Here is an 18,330-nt window from a genome sequence, read left to right as displayed (position 1 = left end):
ATACTGGTGTCAGAAAATAGGAATGATTCCTGTTATCACTTGAAGGGAAAGAGAGGTGAGCTGCTTGAAGTACTCCAGACAGAGGGAGCTGGTGCTGGCGGAAGTCAAGTCCAGCCGGGAGCACCCCACGGCGGACATGGTCTACGCCGCCCTCAAGGCCGACAACCCCAGCCTCAGTCTGGGCACGGTCTACCGCAACCTGAACCTGCTGGCCCAGATGGGCCAGATCCACAAAATCGGCATGCCGGAGGGGAGCGACCGCTTTGATGGCCGCACCGACGAACACTATCACATGCTCTGCCAGAAGTGCGGCCGGGTATACGATGTGCAGCTGGACACCCTCTCCGAGTTGGACGGACAGATCCAGTCCCAAACAGGCTTTCTGGTGCACTCCCACGACCTGATCGTCAGGGGCGTCTGCCGGGCCTGTCAGCAATAAAAATCCCTGTGAGGGGAAATTTAAAAAGTGAGGTAATGAAACATGAACCTGAAGGGCACCAAGACCGAAGCCAACCTGCAAACCGCATTTGCCGGTGAGTCCCAGGCCAGAAACAAATACACCTACTACGCCTCCAAAGCCAAGAAAGAGGGATACGAGCAGATCGCCGCCCTCTTCCTGGAGACCGCCAACAACGAGAAAGAGCACGCCAAGATCTGGTTCAAGCTCCTCGACGGCATCGGCGACACCGCCGCCAACCTGGCCGACGCGGCCGCCGGCGAGAACTACGAGTGGACCGACATGTATGCCACCTTCGCCAAAGAGGCCAAGGAGGAGGGCTTTGACCACATCGCCTACCTGTTCGAGGCCGTGGGCGAGATCGAGAAGGAGCACGAGGCCCGCTACCGCAAGCTGCTGGCCAACGTGGAGGGCGGCGCCGTCTTCATCAAGGGCGAGAAGGTCATGTGGCAGTGCGCCAACTGCGGCCACATCGTCATCGGCGAGAAGGCCCCCGATGTCTGCCCGGTCTGCTCGCACCCCAAGGCCTACTTCCAGATCAAGGCCGAAAACTACTAAAAACGGCGAAACGGCCCCAAGCGGGCCGCGGGGCGGGTGCCGCACACCGGCGAGAGCGGGTGGGCAGCACCCGTTTTTTGCCCCATTTGGCCGGGCGGGACCCCCGCCCGGCCCGCCGAGGAGAGAGGAGGGGGCTTTTGATGTCCCATTTGGCAAGCGACCCGGTGGCCCTGGCGGCCCTGGGCACCGGCTTTACCTTTTTGTGCACCGCCCTGGGGGCGGCAGTGGTCTTTTTTGTCAGGCGGGAGCTGAGTCCCAAGTTGGGGCTGGGCTTTCTCGGCTTTGCCTCCGGGGTGATGATGGCGGCCTCGGTCTGGTCGCTGCTCATCCCCGCCATCGAGATGGCCGAGGAGCAGGGGAAGACCGGCTGGGTCCCCGCCCTGGGCGGCTTTGTGCTGGGGGGCGCCTTCCTCTTTTTGCTCGACCGGCTGCTGCCCCACCTCCACCTGGGGGCGAGGGAGCCCGAGGGGCCCAAGAGCTCCTTCAAGCGCACCACCATGCTGGTCTTTGCCGTCACCCTCCACAACGTGCCCGAAGGGATGGCGGTGGGCCTGGCCTTTGCCCTGGCCGCCACCGGCGAGCCCGGGGCCCTGACGGCCGCCTTTGCCCTGGCCCTGGGGATGGGGCTGCAAAACTTCCCTGAGGGGGCCGCCATCTCCCTGCCGCTTCACCGGGAGGGGCTGGGTCGGGGGAAGGCCTTCTTCTACGGCGCGGCCAGCGGCTTTGTCGAGCCGGTGGCCGGGCTGATCGGGGTGCTGCTGGCCAGCACCGTCTCGGGCATCATGCCCTGGATGCTGGCCTTTGCCGCCGGGGCCATGATCTACGTGGTGGTGGAGGAGCTCATCCCCCAGAGCCAGGAGGGGGAGCACGGCCACGCCGGCACCTTGGGCGCCATGGCCGGCTTTGCCCTGATGATGGTACTGGACGTGGCGCTGGGTTAGGAGTATAATACCCTTGCGCGGGGGCGGGGCGCGCGGTCGCCCCCCCCCCCCCCGCCCCTTTGCAGCAAAATGAACCGGGCCCGCCGCGGGCGCGCCCGCTCGACGATATTTGATAGAGGAACTTTGCCATGCCGGTGATCACGCCGCTGGGCAGCTACCTGCCCGGCTTTCTCTCCCTCACCCCGCTGGGGGGCGCCGCGCTGGGGGCGCTGGCCTTTCTCTTCTGCCGCCTCTTCACCCGCCGCGGGCGGGAGGTGGGCGGGGGCCGCCTCCTGCTGCTGGCCCTGCTCTTTCTCTGGGCGGGGGTGGTCTTCTCCCTCACCATCCCCATCGCCTTTCCCAGCCAGTGGCATCCGGGGGCCAATGTCCGGTACGTGCTGGCAAACATCCAGTACCGGCCGCTGGAATCCTCCCTCCTCATCTACAAAAACTGCGCCTCCATCCAAAACTACTGGCCCTTTCTGCGGCTGGTGGTGGGCAACTTTTTCCTCCTCGCCCCCTTTGGGGTGCTGCTGCCGGCCCTCTGGCCCCGCCGCTGGAAATTGGGGCGGGTGGCTCTGCTGGCGGGGGGGATCTCCCTGGGCATCGAGGGCAGCCAGCTGCTGATCAACCTGCTCTGCGGCTCTCTGGTGCGCACCGTGGAGATCGACGATTTGATCCTCAACCTCTCGGGCTGCGTGGCCTGCTACCTGCTCTTTGCCCTCTGTCGCGCCATCTGGCGCAGGTGCCGAAAAAGGGTCGCCTGATGATCCCCTCTCCCGCCCCTTGGGGCGGGAGATTTGCTTTTTGGCGCGATTTGTGAGAAGATGGGAACAGAAAAAACGAGGGCCGCCCGCCCCTGAAAAGGGGTCCCGCCGCCCGCAGAGGAGGGAATTTATGCCGTCTCAACCGCCCGTCGACAAGAGCGCCCCCATCCCCCTGTACTACCAGGTGGCCTGCGACCTGAAGAGCCGCATCCAGCAGGGAGAGTGGAAGCCCAACGAAAAGATCCCCTCGGAGCACCAGCTGACCGAGTACTACGGCGTCAGCCGCATCTCCCTGCGGCAGGCCCTGGCCGAACTGGAAAAGGACGGCATCCTCCTGAAAAAGCGGGGGAAGGGGACCTTCCTCACCGACCGACCCACCCCCGACTTGCAGCCCATGAAGTACATGCTCACCTCCTCCCTGCGCTTTAAAAACCAGCGCGAGCGGATGGAGGTGGAGGTGCTCGACAGCGGCCTGCGGGACGCCGGTTCCTTCCCCAACCTGCCGCAGGAGTTCGGGCTGCAGGGCCGGGTGGTCTACTACAAGCGCCTCTTCTTCTCCGGCGGGGTGCCCCTGGCCCTGGCCCGCTCCTGGATCCCGGCCGCCCTCGTCCCGGGGATGGAGGAAAAGCCCCTCCCCCGGGGGCGGATCGTCCGGCTGTTGGAGGGGGAGTACGGCCTCTCCCCCTACCGGGTGGCCGACTCGCTGGAGATCATCCGCCCCACCCACACCGACGCCCAGGACCTGCAGATCACCCGCGACAGCCCCCTCATCTTTGTCAAGGGCGTCTCCTACCTGAAGGGGGAGACGCCGCTGGAGTACTCCTCCACCCTCTGGGTGGCCGACCGGGTCCGCTTTCAGATGGAGAACCGGGCGGAGTGGATGGAAGGCTGACGCCCCCGCCCGCAAAAATGGGTCTTGACAAATGGGCCCGGGAGGAGTATGTTGATAGCACATCCCCAAAAACAGTGAAATGCTTTGACGGAATTATGCCTGGACCAGAGCGCTCCAGAGAGCCGGCGGGTGGTGCGAGCCGGTGCCGAAGGTCCCTGTGCAGTCTGCCTCCCGAGCAGAGCTCCTGAACCCCATTGAGTAGGGAGCTCCGGTTTCCCCGTTACAGGATAGGGACTTGTTGGAGTCCCGAACAAGAGGGACTGCCCCCGCTGCGCGCCAGCGGCCGGGCGGTAACCAGGGTGGTACCGCGGAAGAGAGTTTTCGCCCCTGAAGCCAGTCGGCTTCAGGGGCTTTTTTGATTGCCTCCGCCCCCCATCGCCCCGCAGAGCAAAGGAGCAGAGAGAAGCGACAGACCAGAGAAGGAGAGAAAAGCGATGCGCAACTTGCAATTTGCCGACGTGACCCTGCGAATGACCGGAGCCCGGCCCGAGGGGGCCCCCAGCTTCAAAGAGAAGATCGAGATCGCCAAGCTGTTGGACCGGCTGGCGGTGCCGGTGATCGAGACCCCGCCCATCACCGACGCCCAGGTGGACGCCCTGGTGATCAAAACCATCGCCAATCTGGCCGAGACGGCGGCCGTCAGCGTGCCGGTGGGGCTCAGCGAAGAGGGGGTCGCCCGCGCCTGGGAGGCCGTCAAGGGGGCAAAGCACCCCCGGCTGCAGGTGATCGTCCCCACCAGCCCAGTGCAGATGGAGTACGGCTGCCACAAAAAGCCCCCCATGGTGTTGGAGATGATTGCCGCCCTGGTGACGGCCTGCCGGGCCCGCTGTGCCGAGGTGGAGTTTGTGGCCGACGACGCCACCCGGGCCGAGCCCGCCTTCCTGCGCCGGGCGATCGCCGCCGCCGCGGCCGCCGGGGCCTCGGTCATCACCCTCTGCGACGCCGCGGGCGCCAGCCTGCCGGAGGAGTTTGCCGCCTTCTTCTCCGCTGTCCGGGCCGAGGTGCCCGAGGCCGCCGGCTGCGCCTGGGGGGTGCAGTGCAGCGACGGGCTGAAGATGGCCCTCGCCTGCGCGGTGGCCGCCGTCCGCGCCGGGGCGGACGAGGTGAAGGTCACCGCGGACGGCGGCGACTGCCCGGCGCTGGACGCCCTGTCCCAGATCGTCCGCTCCCGGGGGGACGCCTGCGGGGTCTACTCCGACCTGCGGATCACCGAACTGCAGCGGGCGGTCTCCCAGATCCGCTGGATGACCGAGCCCGGCCGCAGCGCCAGCTCCCCCTTTGACGGCAACCGGGCGGCCGCCGCCCCCGCAGGGGGCGAGCTGGGCGCCCACGACGACCGGGAGAGCGTCGGCCGCGCGGTGCGCCAGTTGGGCTACGATCTCTCCGAGGAGGACATGGCCAAGGTCTACGAGGCCTTTGTCAAGATCGCCGAGAAAAAGACCGTCAGCCCCAAGGAGCTGGACGTCATCGTCGCCAGCAACGCCCTGCAGGTGCCCCCCTCCTACCAATTGCAGAGCTACCTCATCAACTCGGGCAACGTCATCACCCCCATCGCCCACCTGAAGCTGGAGAGGGAGGGGGAGACCCTGCAGGGCATCTGCGCCGGGGACGGCCCCATCGACGCGGCCTTCCTGGCCATCGAGCAGGCCGTCGGCCACCACTACGAGCTGGACGACTACCAGATCCAGGCCGTGACCGAGGGGCGGGAGGCCATGGGCGCCGCCCTCATCCGGCTGCGCTCCGGCGGCAAGCTCTACTCCGGCCAGGGGATCTCCACCGACGTCATCGGCGCCAGCATCCAGGCCTACTTGAACGCCCTCAACAAGATCGTCTACGAGGAGATGTGAGATGAAACTGTCTTTTTCCATCAACGGTTGGGACGGATACAGCTGGGAGGACTTTGTCCAGACCGCCCTCGAGGTGGGGATGCAGGGCATCGAACTGCGGGGGGTCCACGGCACCCCCCTCGACGCCCGGGGCGGCCCCTTCCACCCCCACCAGACGGCGGCCACCGCCCGCAGCCTCTTTGAGAAAAACCTGCAGATCCCCTGTCTGGACGCGGTCTGCGACCTCTCCGACCGGGGCGCCTGTGAGGAAAACCGCCGCGAGATCGCCGCCTGCATGGAGATCGCCCGCAACCTCTCGGTCCCCTATGTGCGCATCCACGCCACCGGGGAGGGGGAGGGGGCGGCCGAGGCCGCCGCCGACTGCCTGGCCCCCCTGGTCCCCCTGGCCGAGGAGCGGGGGGTCACCCTGCTGTTGGAGACGGTGGGCGCCTTTTCGGACACCGCCCGGCTGCGGGACGTCCTCAACCGCTTTGCCTCCGACCGGCTGGCCGCCCTCTGGGACCTGCACCACCCCTACCGGGACCGGGGGGAGAGCCCCGAGACCACCATCCAGAACCTGGGCGCCTACGTCCGCCACGTCCACGTCAAGGACTCGGTGGTGGAGGAGGGGGGCCGGGTCCGCTACTGCCTCATCGGCGAGGGGACGCTGCCGGTGGAGGAGATGATGGGGGCCCTGGCTTCCATCAACTACGACGGCTACCTCTCCCTGGAGTGGGACCCCCGCTGGATGATGGAACTCACCGAGATGGAGGTCATCTTCACCCACTTTGTCACCTATATGGAGCGTTTTGGCAGCCCCTCCCGGGCCCGCCGCCACCTCTACCAAAACGACGCCCACACCGGCCACTACGTCTGGAAGAAGGACGATCTGGTGGACCTGACCTTCTCCCAGGTGCTCGACCGGATGGTGGAGGAGTTCCCCGACCAGTACGCCTTTGTCTACACCACCCTCGACTACACCCGCACCTACACCCAGTTCCGGGACGACGTGGACCGCTTCTGCCGCGCCCTCATCTCCCTGGGGGTGGGGCCGGGCAGCCACGTGGCCATCTGGGCCACCAACATCCCCCAGTGGTTCATCTCCTTCTGGGCGGTGACCAAGATCGGGGCGGTGCTGGTGTCGATGAACACCGCCTACAAGAGCCACGAGGCCGAGTACCTGCTGCGCCAGTCGGACACCCACACCCTCATCATGGTGGACGGGTACCGCGACTCCCACTACACCGAGATCGTCCAGCAGCTCTGCCCCGAGCTGGAAAAGACCCGTCCCGGCGAGCCCCTGCACGCCCAGCGCCTGCCCTTTTTGCGCAACGTCATCACCGTGGGCTGCAAGCTGCCCGGCTGTCTCACCTGGGAGGAGGCGCTGCAGCGGGCGAGCGCCGTCCCTTTGCAGGAGGTCTACCGCCTGGCCGCGCGGGTGGACACCGGCGACGTCTGCAACATGCAGTACACCTCCGGCACCACCGGCTTCCCCAAGGGGGTCATGCTCACCCACTACAACGTGGTCAACAACGGCAAGTACATCGGCGACCGGATGGACCTCTCCACCGCCGACCGGATGATGATCCAGGTGCCCATGTTCCACTGCTTTGGGATGGTGCTGTCCATGACCGCCTCCATGACCCACGGGGCCACCATGTACCCGCTGCCCTACTTCTCCCCCAAGCCGGCCCTCTCCTGTGTGAACGGGGAGAAGATCACCTGCTTCAACGGGGTGCCCACCATGTTCATCGCCATGATGCAGCACGAGGACTTTGAAAAGACCGACTTCTCCCACATCCGCACCGGCATCATGGCCGGCTCCAACTGCCCGGCGGACCTGATGAAGCAGGCCGCCGAGGTGATGAACATGCGCCAGATCGTCAGCGTCTACGGCCAGACGGAGGCCTCGCCCGGCTGCACCATGTCCAGCTACACCGACTCGCTGGAGGTGCGCACCGAGACGGTGGGCAGCGCCTTTGCCAACGTGGAGTGCCGCATCGTCGACCCCGAGACTGGGGAGGCGTGCCCCGACGGGGTCACCGGCGAGTTTGTGGCCCGGGGCTACAACATCATGAAGGGCTACTACAAGATGCCCGGCGCCACCGCCGCCGCCATCGACGGCGAGGGCTGGCTCCACACCGGCGACCTGGCCTGCCGGGACGGGAGCGGCAACTACCAGATCACCGGCCGCCTCAAGGACATGATCATCCGCGGGGGGGAGAACATCTATCCCCGGGAGATCGAAGAGTTCATCTTCACCCACCCCAAGGTGCAGGACGTGCAGGTGATCGGGGTGCCCGACCCGCGTTACGGCGAGGAGATCATGGCCTGCATCGTCCTCAAGGAGGGGGAGCAGATGGGCGAGGAGGAGATGCGCGGCTTCATCGCCGCGCAGATGGCCCACCACAAGGTCCCCCGCTACATCGACTTTGTGGACGGTTTCCCCATGAACGTGGCCGGCAAGATCCTCAAGTACAAGATGAGGGAGGACGCCATCAAAAAGCTGGGGCTGGAAGGGTAGTTCCCGCCCCACCCAAAAAGGGCCCTCGACCAAACTGGCCGGGGGCCCTTTTTTCCGTCTGCCGGTGGGGGAGGGGGCTACCCCTCCTCCTTTACCGGCCTGCCTCTAAAGTAGAAGTCCCTGTCCTGGGGGCCGATGGGGCGGAGCACCCGGCAGGGGTTGCCGGCGGCCACCACCCCGGCGGGCAGGTCCTTGGTGACCACGCTGCCCGAGCCGACCACCGTGTGCTCGCCGATGGTCACCCCGGGGTTGACCACGGTGTTGCCGCCGATCCAGACCCCGTCGCCGATGGTGATGGGAAAGGCGTACTCCACCCCCTGCCGGCGCAGGCCGGGGTCCACCGGGTGCCCGGCGGCGAAGAGCCCCACGCGGGGGCCGATGAGGACGTCCCGCCCGATGGTCACCGCCGCGCAGTCGAGGACGGTGAGTCCGGCGTTGGCGTAAAAGTTCTCCCCCACCCGCAAAAAACAGCCGTAGTCGCAGTGAAAGGGCGGCTCGATGGCGCAGTGTTCCCCCTGGGCCCCCAGCAGTTCCCGCAGCACCGCCCGGCGGCCGTCGTCGTCCTCTGCGGGCAGGGCGTTGAAGCGGGCCACCAGCGCCCGCGCCCGCCGGTGCATGGCCGTGAGCTCCGGGTCGTCGGCCCGATAGAGCCGCCCGGAGAGCATCTTTTCTCTCTCTGTCATCGCGTTTTCTCCCCCTAGCGCACCACGCCGCCCAGGGACTCGGCGATCACCACCGCCTGTTCCAGGTCCAGCTTGGTGTTTTTCATCTTGCAGGCGCGCAGGTCCACCCCGTCGATGCGGGCGCCCCGCAGGTCGCAGTCCTGCAGTTTGGCCCCCTGCAGGTAGCAGAGGGTCAGGTTGCACTCCCGCAGGTCGGCCCCCCGCAGGTCGCACTCCCGCAGGTCGGCCCGCTCGAAGTTGATCCCCCGCAGGTCCTGGTTGCGAAAGCCCGCCCCCTGCAGGGCGGTGTAGCTGAAGTTGCCCCCCTGCAGGGCGAGGCCGGACAGGTTGCAGCCCACAAAGCTGCCGCCCATGCATTTGCACTGGGCAAACAGAGCCCCGAAGAGGCCGCACTCCCGAAACTTGCAGCCGGTGAAGGCGCAGCGGGTAAAGCTGACCCCGTCCAACTGGCAAAACTGAAAGGCGCAGTTTACAAACTGGCAGCGCACCGCCTGCAGACAGTCCATCTTGGAGGACTGAAAGGTGCAGTTTTCAAAGGTCAGCCCCTCCAGCGCCAGGTCGGAGAGGTCCTCCTCCAAAAAGGTCTCCCCGACAAAGTGCTCCTGTGTTGCAGAAAACAACCTTCTCCCCCCTTTTTTCTCGCCCTCCCAGTATGCCACAACCGCCGGGCAAAGGCAACCGGGCCAAATGTGAACGGCGTTTGGACAAACGGGGAAGCGGGGGCCGCTCTGTCACAAAACGGCAACAATTTGTTTACCCGCTACCGGTATAAATGGGGGCGGGGATGGGGTATTCTATAAGCACAGGGAAAACCTGACGACACTCGATATCCTCTCATCTTTTGTTTCATATAACTCCTCTTTTAGAAAAGGCCGCTTGCAGCCCCCACTGCAGGCGGTTTTTTCTGTGCCCAAAAGGGCGGTCCCCCGGGAGGGAGGGGCTACCCCCGCGCCGCCTGGTCGGAGACGGCCGCGGTGTGCCGCTTGCCCATGGAGAAGCCGCGGCCCCGCACCTCGTTGACCTTGCTGATGACCAAAAAGGCCTCTCCGTCGATCCCCTGCACCAATTTGTTCAGGGCGGCCAGCTCCCGCTGGGAGATCACCGTCATCACCGCCCGGCCGGGGCGGTGGAGGTGGCCCGACACCGTCTCGAGGAAGGTGCAGCCCCGGTCCAGCTTCTCCTGCACCGCCTGGGCCACCTCCTCGTAGCGGGGGGTGATGATGGTCACCTGGGTCTGGTTTTTGCCCATCACCATCACCCGGTCCATCACCAAAGAGGTCACCAGCACCACCGCGATGCCGTAGAGCACCTGTTCGCTGGTGGAGAAGAACACCTGGGTGAGGAGGATGGCGGTGTCGAAGACGTAGATGAGGGCCGGCACCGACCAGCCGAAGTACTTGTTGAGGATCAGCGGGGGATGTCCATCCCCCCGGTGGAGGAGCCCTCGCGGATGACCAGCCCCATCCCCGCGCCCATGAGGATGCCGGCGTAGAGGGCGGCCAGCAGGGTGTCCTGGGTCAGATGTTGCAGAACATCCAGCTGCCGGAAGAGGGAGAGAAAGACCGGGTAGAGGACGGTGGAGAGCAGGGTGGTGAGGGCGAATTTCTTCCCCAGCACCACCGCGCCGGCGAGGAAGAGCACCCCGTTGGCCACCGCCACCCCGGCGCTCACATCCATTGCGAAAAAATGTTCAAACACCAGGGCGATGCCGGTGACCCCGCCGGAGATCAGCCGGTTTGGCAGCACAAAGGCCGCGATGGCAAAGGTCAAAATGGCGTTGCCCAGCACCACCACCCCGACGCTGCGGATCTGTTTTGCCGCTTGTTTCATCTTCTTGTATCCTCCTGTTCTACCGCCCTCGGTTTGCCGGGGCGGGGTTGGTGCGGGCTGCAAAAGCCCGCAAAAAAAGAGAACGGCCGCCGCGGTCTCCCGCGGGTCCGTTCTCCTATTTTACTCTTCTACGACGGTAGCAGACAAAAGCGCCGGCATGCAGATGGCCGACTCCCCGACCTTGTTGATGTAGCCGTACTGCTCGCACAGATGGTCGGGACACTTGGAATCGACGAACTTGACGCCGTTTTCATCCCGCACCAGGGTGGCCACGTTGGAGGTCTTGGTGGAACCGTCTTCATTGAGGATGGGCTCGCCGTTCTCGTCGAGCTGCTCCATGTTGTTGCCCTTGACGGTGAAGGTGGCCGGCTCCCCGTTGAGGGGGATCTCCAGGACGTTTTTGTTGTCGTACTCCACCACCACCATCAGCCCCTCGTACTGGCTGGGCTTGAACAGCAGCCCCCCCGCCGAGGCGATGAGGATGGCGCCCAGCAGGGCCATGGATATGATAAATTGTTTGGACTTCAAAAGGTACACCTCGCTGTTTCAACCGGCGGGGCAGGCGCCCGCGCTCTCCTTACGAGTATACCACAAAATTTTCACTTGGCAAGGGCCGTCCGCCCGCCGCGGCCGGGACAGGTGGAGGAAAAAGCGGGAGGGAGCGGCGCGCGCCGACTCCCTCCCGCTGGGTCAGGTATGGAAAAATGGGGTGCTAGATCCGCAGGTCGCAGGCAGATGTCATCTGGCTGCCGCCAGAGTAAAAGCGGTCAGCCGGCTTATCCCCCGCAATGGCGACCAGCGAGCCGATCACCAACAGCGCTGTGAGCAGACCAATCAACTTTTTCATCTTCGCGACCTCCTTTGAAACCGGCGGCTGTGCCGCTCGTCTTTTCTTCTGTACTTTCAGTATACTACATCGCCGCGGAAATAAAACTACTGGCCGCTTACAATCAAGTGAAGAATTGGTTACAACAGATTACAAAATGGAAACAAAGGTTTCAAAAGAACTACAAACGGCGCCGCCAAGCGAAAAGGAGGAGGGGCGCCCCCCCTTTTGCCCCCTTTTCAGGGGGAACCGCGGCGGGCGGATGTGAATAGACTACGGGCAGGGAGTGAACCCCAATCTTTGAAAAAGGTGATTGCTATGATTCCGTTTTTCCAGAGACCTGCGCTGGCCTATGCCCTGGCCGGAGAGAGTCCCGTCCGCCACCCGGGGCAGGGCGGGAAGATGCGCTCACTCTTGTTGAGCGTGTACGATGAGATCAAGAGCTTTGGCGACCGGGACCGCTTCTACAAGCGGGCTGCCGACAAGGAGCTCGACGACATTTTGAAAGAGGCGGACCGCCCTGCCGACGAGGCCGGGTTCGACCGCTACTACTCGGCCCGGGAACTGGCGCCGGAAGCCCCGCAGGCGAAGGAGGCGGAGTCCGCCCAATCCGCTCCGAGAGGGGAAGCCGAGGTCCCGGAGGCCGTTCCCGCGGCATCTTCCTGCGGCTGTGGCTGTGGGTGCGGCTGCCCCACCGGCGGCGAAACGGGCGGCACCGGCGGGGAGACCGGCGGCGACTGCTTGGATGAAAAGGGGTACTGCCACGGCTACTGGGACGCAAACGGCGTCTGCCACTGCGGCGACGAGACCGGCGGCACCGGAGGCGAAACCGGCGGCGAGACGGGTGGGACCGGCGGGGAGACCGGCGGTGACTGCCTGGACGCAAACGGGTACTGCAACGGCTATTGGGACGCAAACGGCGTCTGACACTGCAGCGAAGAGACCGGAGGCACCGGCGGCGAAACGGGTGGGACCGGCGGCGACTGCCTGGATGAAAACGGGTACTGCCACGGCTACTGGGACGCAAACGGCGTCTGCCACTGCAGCGATGAGACCGGCGGCACCGGCGGGGAGACCGGCGGCAGTGGCTGTGAGAGCGGCTGTACCTGCGACGAGTGCTGCGATTGCAGCCAGTACTGCGACTGCGCCTCCTTCTGCCGCTGCAGCGGCCAGGCCGGCGGTGAGGATGCCGGCTGCGGCTGTGGCTGTGGTTGTGGGTGCAGCGGCGGTCAGCCCAGCGGGTGTTCCGACTGCGACTGCGAACAGCACTGCCTGTGCAGCGAGTACTGTGACTGCGACGCCCTCTGCTGCGGCGACGACGCCACCGGCTGTGACACCGGCGCCACCGGCGGGGAGACCGGCTGCGGTTGCGGGTGTGTCTGCACCTGTACCTGCGGCGGCACCGGCGGTACCGGCGGAACGGGCGGCAATACCGGCGGCACCGGCGGCGGTTGCGGCTGTGGCGGCGACACCGGCTGCACCAGCTGCTGCCCCCACTGTGACGAGGGGTGCGGAAATGAGACCGGCTGCGGCTGCGACGCCGGTGGCGAGCCGGGCAACGCCTACAACGGCTGCGGCCGCAGCGAGGGCGGCGGCTGCGTCGGCGCCGGCGGGTACAGCGGTGGCACCGACGGGGAATCGGTGGAGACCAGCAGCACCAGCGGCTGCCTCTGTCACGGCGAAGCGGGCGAAGACAGGCCCTATGTCTGCGGCGCCTGCTGCGATTGCAGCTACATCTGCTACCCCCGCATCTACTGTGACGAGCGGGACTGCTCCTACAACTTAAATGGGCGCTGTGGAAAGCACCTCCCCTGCGAGGACAACACCTTCGAGGACAACAGTTTCCGCCCCCACTGCGGCTGCGCCAAGACCGAGGAGGACCGCCCCATTTCGCAGCCCCCCATCCCCCAGGCGCGCCCCGACAACCCCCGCCCCCTGGACCCGGCCACCGAGCGCTTCTACCGCAACGAGCGCAAGCGGATCATGGGGGAGTAGGCTTCCCACTCTGTTCCGAAACGACAAGCCGTCTCCGGCCAACCAAAGGCCGGGGACGGCTTGCTGTTGAATCGGTGTCGGCCCTTGGGCAGGCGCGGAAAACAGTTGCCCTTCGCCCTCTAAACAGATATACTCAAGAAAAGGGGAGTCGCGCCTCCGGGCCGCCACCCCCGATACAGAGGAGGAGATGTGAATGCAGTATAAGATCGTAGGGGAGCCCCTGCCGGTGGTGGTCTGTGACCTGCAGCCGGGGGAGACCATGATTACCGAGCGGGGCTCCATGAGCTGGATGAGCCCCAACATGAAGATGGAGACCACCTCCGGCGGTGGGCTGGGCAAGGCCTTTGGGCGGATGTTTGCCGGTGAGGCCATGTTTCAAAACCGCTACACCGCCCAGGGCGGCGCGGGGATGATCGCCTTTGCCTCCAGCTTCCCCGGTTCCATCCGCGCGGTGCCGATCACCCCGGGCAACAGCATGATCGTGCAGAAGTCCGGCTTTCTGGCCTCTGAGTCGGGGGTGGAGCTGTCGGTGCACTTCAAGAAAAAGTTGGGCGCCGGCTTCTTCGGCGGCGAGGGCTTTATCATGCAGAAGCTCTCCGGCTCCGGCATGGCCTTTGTGGAGATCGACGGCTACGCGGTGGAGTACGAGCTGGGGCCCGGCCAGTCCATCATTGTGGATACCGGCAACCTGGCCATGATGAGCGAGACCTGCTCGCTGGACATCCAGTCGGTCAAAGGGGTCAAAAACGTCCTCTTTGGTGGGGAGGGGCTCTTCAACACCGTCATCACCGGGCCGGGCAAGGTCACCCTGCAGACCATGCCGGTCAGCGGGTTTGCCGGCGCCCTGGCGCCCTTTATGAGCAGCAACAGCCAGTGAGAGACAAAAAATGAAAAGGGACCTGTCGGGTTCGCTCCGACGGGTCCCTTTTTTCGTTGTGGATGAAATGCCAAAAAGTTATAATTTTAGAATAAATGCGAATTGGATTTGGCATAAGATTTTCTGAGAGGGTGGGCGATGAAAGGGCAAGAAGAAGGGCCCTCTTGAGGGATGGGGATGCGATGTGGTGCCTTGGACTGCCGGTTTGCCGGTGGCAGCGGGTGAACGGCAACCCTAAAATCTCGATGCCCTTTGGGGGTGGGGCCTGGGCAGTGCCCTTTTCGGGGGAGAGGATACCATCTGTTTTACCGGTGGCTTTGGTTCAAATGTGGGAGCGCGCGGCTTTGGAGTGTTTTCTGCCGCCAAAATCGCCGCCGAGGTGCGCGGTCGCACCCTGCGGGTGTGTGTGGTGTAGTCGTCTCAGAGGGGGTGAGAGAAACCAGTCGCGTCCTGCGGGGGCGTATGGGGTATAGTCGCCTAGAGAGAGCGGGGGAGATGGTCGTGTCCTGCGGGTGTGTGTAGTGTAGTCGTCTCAGAGGGGGCGGGAGAAGCCAGTCGCGTCCTGCGGGGACGCGTGCGGTGTAGTCGCTTTGGAGAGTGGGGGGAGCTAGTCATGCCCTGTGGGGGTGTATGGGATGGAGTCGTCTAGAGGGGGCAGGGGGAGCCGGTTGCATCCCGCTCGGGCGCGTCAGTGGGCTTCGGCCCCACCCTCGCCCTTGCCCTCGCCCTCGCCTTCGGCCTTGCCCCCGCCTCCGCCCAGTTCGCTGAGAAAGGAGCAGACCAGCACCGCTGCGCCCCCGACCAGCTGCCAGGGGCCGATGGCCTCCCCCAGCCAGAGGGCCGACACCCCCACCGCCACCAGGGGGTCCAGATAGCTTAAGAGGGCGGCGGTCTGGCCCGGCAGCTCCTTGAGGGCCGAGAAGTAGAGGCAGTAGGCCGCCCCGGTGTGCACCAACCCCACCGCCAGCAGTGCCGCCCAGCCGGTGGGGTCCAGCGCGCCCAGGTGAAAGCCCCCGCTGAGGAGCTGGTAGGGCGTCAGCACCAGGATGGCCGCGGCGAACTGCACCAGGGTCCGGTCCACCCCGCTCACCGAGCGGATGCCCTTGTTGAGCAGGATCACCGCCGCGTAGAGCACGGCGGCCCCCAGTCCCAGGGCGATGCCCAGCCGGTCGTTCGCGCCTGCGCCACGGCCCTGTGTGCCGATGACCAGCGCCATCCCCCCGGTGGCCAGGAGAAAGCAGACCCCTTTGCGGGCGGTCAGCCGCTCCCGAAAGAGGAGGGCGGAGGCCAGCACCACCAGGGAGGGGGCGAAGTAGTAGCTCAAGGTCGCCACCGAGACCGAGGTGTAGCGGTAGGCGGCAAAGAGCAGGATCCAGTTTGATCCCATGGCCGCCCCGGAAAGGAGGAGCCGGGGCAGCTCCCCCTTGATCTGCGCCAGCGGGAGGGGGCGCCGCCGCACCAGCAGCACCGCCCCGATGGCGACCGTGGCGATCACCGCCCGCCAGAGGGCGATCTCCGCCGAGGGCAGGGGGATGGCCCGCACAAAGGCGCCAATGCTGCCAAAGACGGCCATCGCCGCCAACATCCTTCCCCGCGCGCCCATCGCTGCGCCCCCTCTCCACTGCTTGTCAGCCCCCATCATAGCGCCTACGGGTCCCTTTGTAAAGCGGGGGGCGGCAAAAAAGGGCACGCCCCCGATCGGACGCGCCCTTTTGGGATCAGTAGCCCCGCGAGAAGTCCACCAGATCGGTCAGGGGCTCCCCCTTTGCGTAGGCCTTCAGGTTTTGGCAGACCATCTCGAAGATGCGGCCGTCGCAGTTGTCCGAGAAGATGGCGTTGTGGGGGGTGATGTAGATCCCCGGCAGGTCCCAGAGAGGGCTGTCCGCCCCCAGCGGCTCCTCCTCGAACACGTCCAGGGCCACCCCGCGGAAGTGGTGCTGTGCGGCGAGAAGGGTCAGGGCCTGGGTGTCGATGACCGAGCCGCGGGAGACGTTGACCAGGGCGCAGCCCGGCTTGGTCTTTTGCAGCAGGGGCCCGTTTAGCAGGTGGTGGGTCTCGGGGGTGGCGGGCAGGGTGCAGACCAGGGCGTCCGCCTGGGGGAGAAGGGCCTCCAGCCGGCCGATGGGGGAGACCTGGTCGATCCCCTCCGCCGGGCGGCCGCTGCGGCTGACTGCCAGGGTGGTGCAGCCGAAGGCCTTACACCTCTTGGCGGTCTCGCTGGCGATGTTCCCCGCCCCCAAAAAGAGGACGGTCTTCCCCCAGAGCTCCAGGATGTCCGTCTGCACCTGCCAGCGGTGTTCCGTCTGCTGGTGCAGGAAGAGGCGGGCGTTTTTAAAGATTTCCAGCAGCTGAAAGAGGACCCACTCGCTGACGGGGATCTTGGTCTGCCCCGCGTTGTGGGCCACCGCGATGCCGCGGGACTCGATTTCCCGCCGGGGCAGGTGGTCAAAGCCCACGCTCACCAGCTGGATGAGCCGCAGCTGGGGGCAGTCGGCCAGGGAGAGGTGGGGGAAGGGGTTGTACCCCACCAGCACCTCGGCCTCCCGGGCGGCTATGGCCAGGGGGGCCGCCGCTTCGGGGAGCCGCTTTTCGTCGATGTAGAGGACCCTGTAGCCCAGCTTCTCCACCCGGGCAAAGGCCTCATCCCCGTAGGAGAGGGTGAAGAGCACGGTCGGTTGCGACATGAGAAATCACTCCTTTTGCAGATAAGATGGGCAGAATGGCCGCGCCCTATGCCGAGGGAGGGGGTGTCCGCTGAAAGCAGGATACAAAACGGCGCTCCCCTTTGCCGCCGCCGGGCGGTGAGGAGAGCGCCGTTTTGCAAAATGCCCTTAGCTGGGCAGGATGTCGTTGTAGATGAAGTCGTGCAGTTTCTGGGTGGTGACCGCGTCGTCAAAGGTCATGTAGTAGGTGCCGTTGATCATCTCCCCCTTGTAGTCCGAATCGGTGGGGAAGCGGGTGGTCACCATGGTGGGCTTTTGCAGGGCCAGAGGGGCGTAGCCCATCAGGGTGCCGAAGTCGAGGGAGGTCTTGGTGAGGCCGAGCAGGTCTTTGGCCAACTGGGGGTATTTGGTGGGATTCATGGCCAGGGCCTTGTTGAACAGCTGCATCAGGACGGTGCGCTGCCGCTCGGTCCGCTCGAAGTCGCCGTTGCCCACATAGCGGATGCGGGAGTAGGCGACTGCCTGGATGCCGTTGAGGGTCTGGGTGCCGCTCGATTTCACGTATGCTGCCGGTTTCCCGGTGGCCGCAGCCTGCTCTCTGACACTAGTGTTGAGATTGTCCACCTCGTTGTCCTTCACATCGATGGTCACCCCGCCGACGGCGTCCACGATCTCAGCCATGTTGGCAAAGTCCACGGTGGCGAAGTCGGTGATGTCCAGATCGAAGTTTTCGTTGAGGGTGCGGATGGCCAGCTCGGCCCCGCCGAAGGCATAGGCGTGGGTGATCTTGTCCATCCCCCGGCCGGGGATGTTGACATAGGCGTCCCGCATGATGGAGGAGAGCTTGACCTTGTTGTGGTTTTTGTCGATGGAGAGGATGATGATGGAGTCGGAGCGGGTGCCCTTGTCCAGGAGGCCGTTGCGGCTGTCGATGCCGAAGAGGGCGATGTTCTTGACGTTTTTGTCGATCACCGAGTCAAAGCCCAGCTCGGCCTCGTTGAGCTCCACCGGGTCGTAGCTGCCGGCGATGTCCATCAGGATGTAGGCGGCGGTGCCCCCCACGATCCCCAGTACCACCAGCACGGGGATGAGGATCTTGACCCAGAGCTTCATCTTTTTCTTGCCGTTTTTCTTTCGTTTCGGCTCCTTCTTGCCCATGGTGGACGCCTCCCTTCCATCTCTGTTCGTTTCCTGCCCTTGCCCTTGCCCCTGCTTTGGCCCCTGGCCGGCTGCGCGGCGGGGGGCGGCTCCCTTTTTCTCCTCGCCCTTGCCGGCGCCGGAGAGGACCTCGTCCTCCTCCAACAGGTTGGGGGAGTGGGGGCGAGGGGCGGGGCGGGCCGGGATGTCCCGCCCCGGCTTGGGGATGTCGTCTAGGTCCAAGATATTAAACGGATCGTCTCCGCGAATGGGTTTTGCCATCTGCTGTACCTCCTTGTTTGCGCGATACAGGGTTTACACATGGCAACTAGTATACGACATTTTCTGCAAAAAGGCAAACGGCGGCCCGGGCGT

General features: G+C 65.2%; 19 protein-coding genes and 1 other annotated feature. Of the genes, 10 read left to right on the top strand and 9 right to left on the bottom strand.

Annotated features, from left to right (window positions below; translation table 11 throughout):
* The first annotated feature begins 64 nt into the window (after positions 1–64).
* The 7 genes from GT748_RS09895 to GT748_RS09865 all read left to right on the top strand — a co-directional run bounded on the left by GT748_RS09895 (position 65) and on the right by GT748_RS09865 (position 7,944).
* Positions 65–439 (top strand): Fur family transcriptional regulator, encoded by a 375-nt coding sequence (locus GT748_RS09895; protein WP_044992750.1) that lies wholly within the window; start codon positions 65–67, stop codon positions 437–439.
* 42 nt (positions 440–481) lie between these two features.
* Complete coding sequence (rbr, locus tag GT748_RS09890) at positions 482–1,015, top strand: rubrerythrin (protein ID WP_021659805.1); 534 nt, start codon at positions 482–484, stop codon at positions 1,013–1,015.
* Between the two features lie 140 nt (positions 1,016–1,155).
* The gene (locus GT748_RS09885) at positions 1,156–1,956 is read left to right on the top strand and encodes a ZIP family metal transporter (protein WP_021659807.1); all 801 of its coding nucleotides are present in this window, start codon (positions 1,156–1,158) and stop codon (positions 1,954–1,956) included.
* A gap of 128 nt (positions 1,957–2,084) precedes the next feature.
* On the top strand, positions 2,085–2,702 hold the full coding sequence (locus GT748_RS09880; RefSeq protein ID WP_021659808.1) for a VanZ family protein: 618 nt from the start codon (positions 2,085–2,087) through the stop codon (positions 2,700–2,702).
* Between the two features lie 130 nt (positions 2,703–2,832).
* On the top strand, positions 2,833–3,594 hold the full coding sequence (locus tag GT748_RS09875; RefSeq protein WP_021659809.1) for a GntR family transcriptional regulator: 762 nt from the start codon (positions 2,833–2,835) through the stop codon (positions 3,592–3,594).
* Between the two features lie 75 nt (positions 3,595–3,669).
* Positions 3,670–3,926: a binding site (T-box leader), on the top strand.
* A gap of 102 nt (positions 3,927–4,028) precedes the next feature.
* On the top strand, positions 4,029–5,441 hold the full coding sequence (locus GT748_RS09870) for an alpha-isopropylmalate synthase regulatory domain-containing protein (RefSeq protein WP_073261116.1): 1,413 nt from the start codon (positions 4,029–4,031) through the stop codon (positions 5,439–5,441).
* Between the two features lies 1 nt (position 5,442).
* Positions 5,443–7,944, top strand: a complete 2,502-nt coding sequence (locus GT748_RS09865) for an AMP-binding protein (protein ID WP_021660705.1) — start codon at positions 5,443–5,445, stop codon at positions 7,942–7,944.
* Between the two features lie 77 nt (positions 7,945–8,021).
* Here GT748_RS09865 and GT748_RS09860 read toward each other — a convergent pair whose 3' ends face one another.
* The 6 genes from GT748_RS09860 to GT748_RS15795 form a co-directional block, all read right to left on the bottom strand.
* Positions 8,022–8,627 (bottom strand): sugar O-acetyltransferase, encoded by a 606-nt coding sequence (locus GT748_RS09860; RefSeq protein ID WP_021660704.1) that lies wholly within the window; start codon positions 8,625–8,627, stop codon positions 8,022–8,024.
* 14 nt (positions 8,628–8,641) lie between these two features.
* Positions 8,642–9,247, bottom strand: coding sequence for a pentapeptide repeat-containing protein (locus GT748_RS09855; protein WP_052537703.1), 606 nt, complete (start codon positions 9,245–9,247; stop codon positions 8,642–8,644).
* 320 nt (positions 9,248–9,567) lie between these two features.
* Positions 9,568–10,008, bottom strand: coding sequence for a YitT family protein (locus GT748_RS15800; protein ID WP_021660701.1), 441 nt, complete (start codon positions 10,006–10,008; stop codon positions 9,568–9,570).
* A gap of 26 nt (positions 10,009–10,034) precedes the next feature.
* The gene (locus tag GT748_RS09850) at positions 10,035–10,457 is read right to left on the bottom strand and encodes a YitT family protein (RefSeq protein WP_021660700.1); all 423 of its coding nucleotides are present in this window, start codon (positions 10,455–10,457) and stop codon (positions 10,035–10,037) included.
* Between the two features lie 120 nt (positions 10,458–10,577).
* Positions 10,578–10,985 carry a NusG domain II-containing protein gene (locus GT748_RS09845; RefSeq protein WP_044993080.1) on the bottom strand — a complete coding sequence of 136 codons (408 nt, stop codon included), beginning with the start codon at positions 10,983–10,985 and terminating at the stop codon, positions 10,578–10,580.
* 184 nt (positions 10,986–11,169) lie between these two features.
* Positions 11,170–11,304 carry a hypothetical protein gene (locus GT748_RS15795; RefSeq protein ID WP_021660698.1) on the bottom strand — a complete coding sequence of 45 codons (135 nt, stop codon included), beginning with the start codon at positions 11,302–11,304 and terminating at the stop codon, positions 11,170–11,172.
* Between the two features lie 381 nt (positions 11,305–11,685).
* On the opposite strand from GT748_RS15795, the gene GT748_RS15250 reads away from it, so the two are divergent.
* The 3 genes from GT748_RS15250 (at position 11,686) to GT748_RS09830 (ending at position 14,155) form a co-directional block, all read left to right on the top strand.
* Positions 11,686–12,210, top strand: a complete 525-nt coding sequence (locus GT748_RS15250; protein WP_205301336.1) for a hypothetical protein — start codon at positions 11,686–11,688, stop codon at positions 12,208–12,210.
* A 714-nt stretch (positions 12,211–12,924) separates the two neighbouring features.
* Positions 12,925–13,278, top strand: coding sequence for a hypothetical protein (locus GT748_RS09835; protein ID WP_081693052.1), 354 nt, complete (start codon positions 12,925–12,927; stop codon positions 13,276–13,278).
* A gap of 193 nt (positions 13,279–13,471) precedes the next feature.
* Entirely contained in the window at positions 13,472–14,155 is a 684-nt protein-coding gene (locus tag GT748_RS09830) for a TIGR00266 family protein (RefSeq protein ID WP_021660694.1), read from the top strand.
* 688 nt (positions 14,156–14,843) lie between these two features.
* On the opposite strand, the gene GT748_RS09825 is transcribed toward GT748_RS09830, so the two are convergent.
* The 3 genes from GT748_RS09825 to GT748_RS09815 all read right to left on the bottom strand — a co-directional run bounded on the left by GT748_RS09825 (position 14,844) and on the right by GT748_RS09815 (position 18,237).
* Entirely contained in the window at positions 14,844–15,758 is a 915-nt protein-coding gene (locus GT748_RS09825; protein WP_044993079.1) for a DMT family transporter, read from the bottom strand.
* Between the two features lie 115 nt (positions 15,759–15,873).
* On the bottom strand, positions 15,874–16,839 hold the full coding sequence (locus GT748_RS09820) for an NAD(P)-dependent oxidoreductase (protein ID WP_161222340.1): 966 nt from the start codon (positions 16,837–16,839) through the stop codon (positions 15,874–15,876).
* Positions 16,840–16,986: 147 nt separating this feature from the next.
* Entirely contained in the window at positions 16,987–18,237 is a 1,251-nt protein-coding gene (locus tag GT748_RS09815; protein ID WP_021660690.1) for an LCP family protein, read from the bottom strand.
* Positions 18,238–18,330: the final 93 nt, after the last annotated feature.

The sequence above is a fragment of the Bittarella massiliensis (ex Durand et al. 2017) genome (assembly GCF_009876955.1).
Lineage (GTDB): Bacteria > Bacillota > Clostridia > Oscillospirales > Ruminococcaceae > Bittarella > Bittarella massiliensis.
Note: the sequence above shows the minus strand (reverse complement) of the source record. Positions and strands in the feature narration are given on the sequence as shown.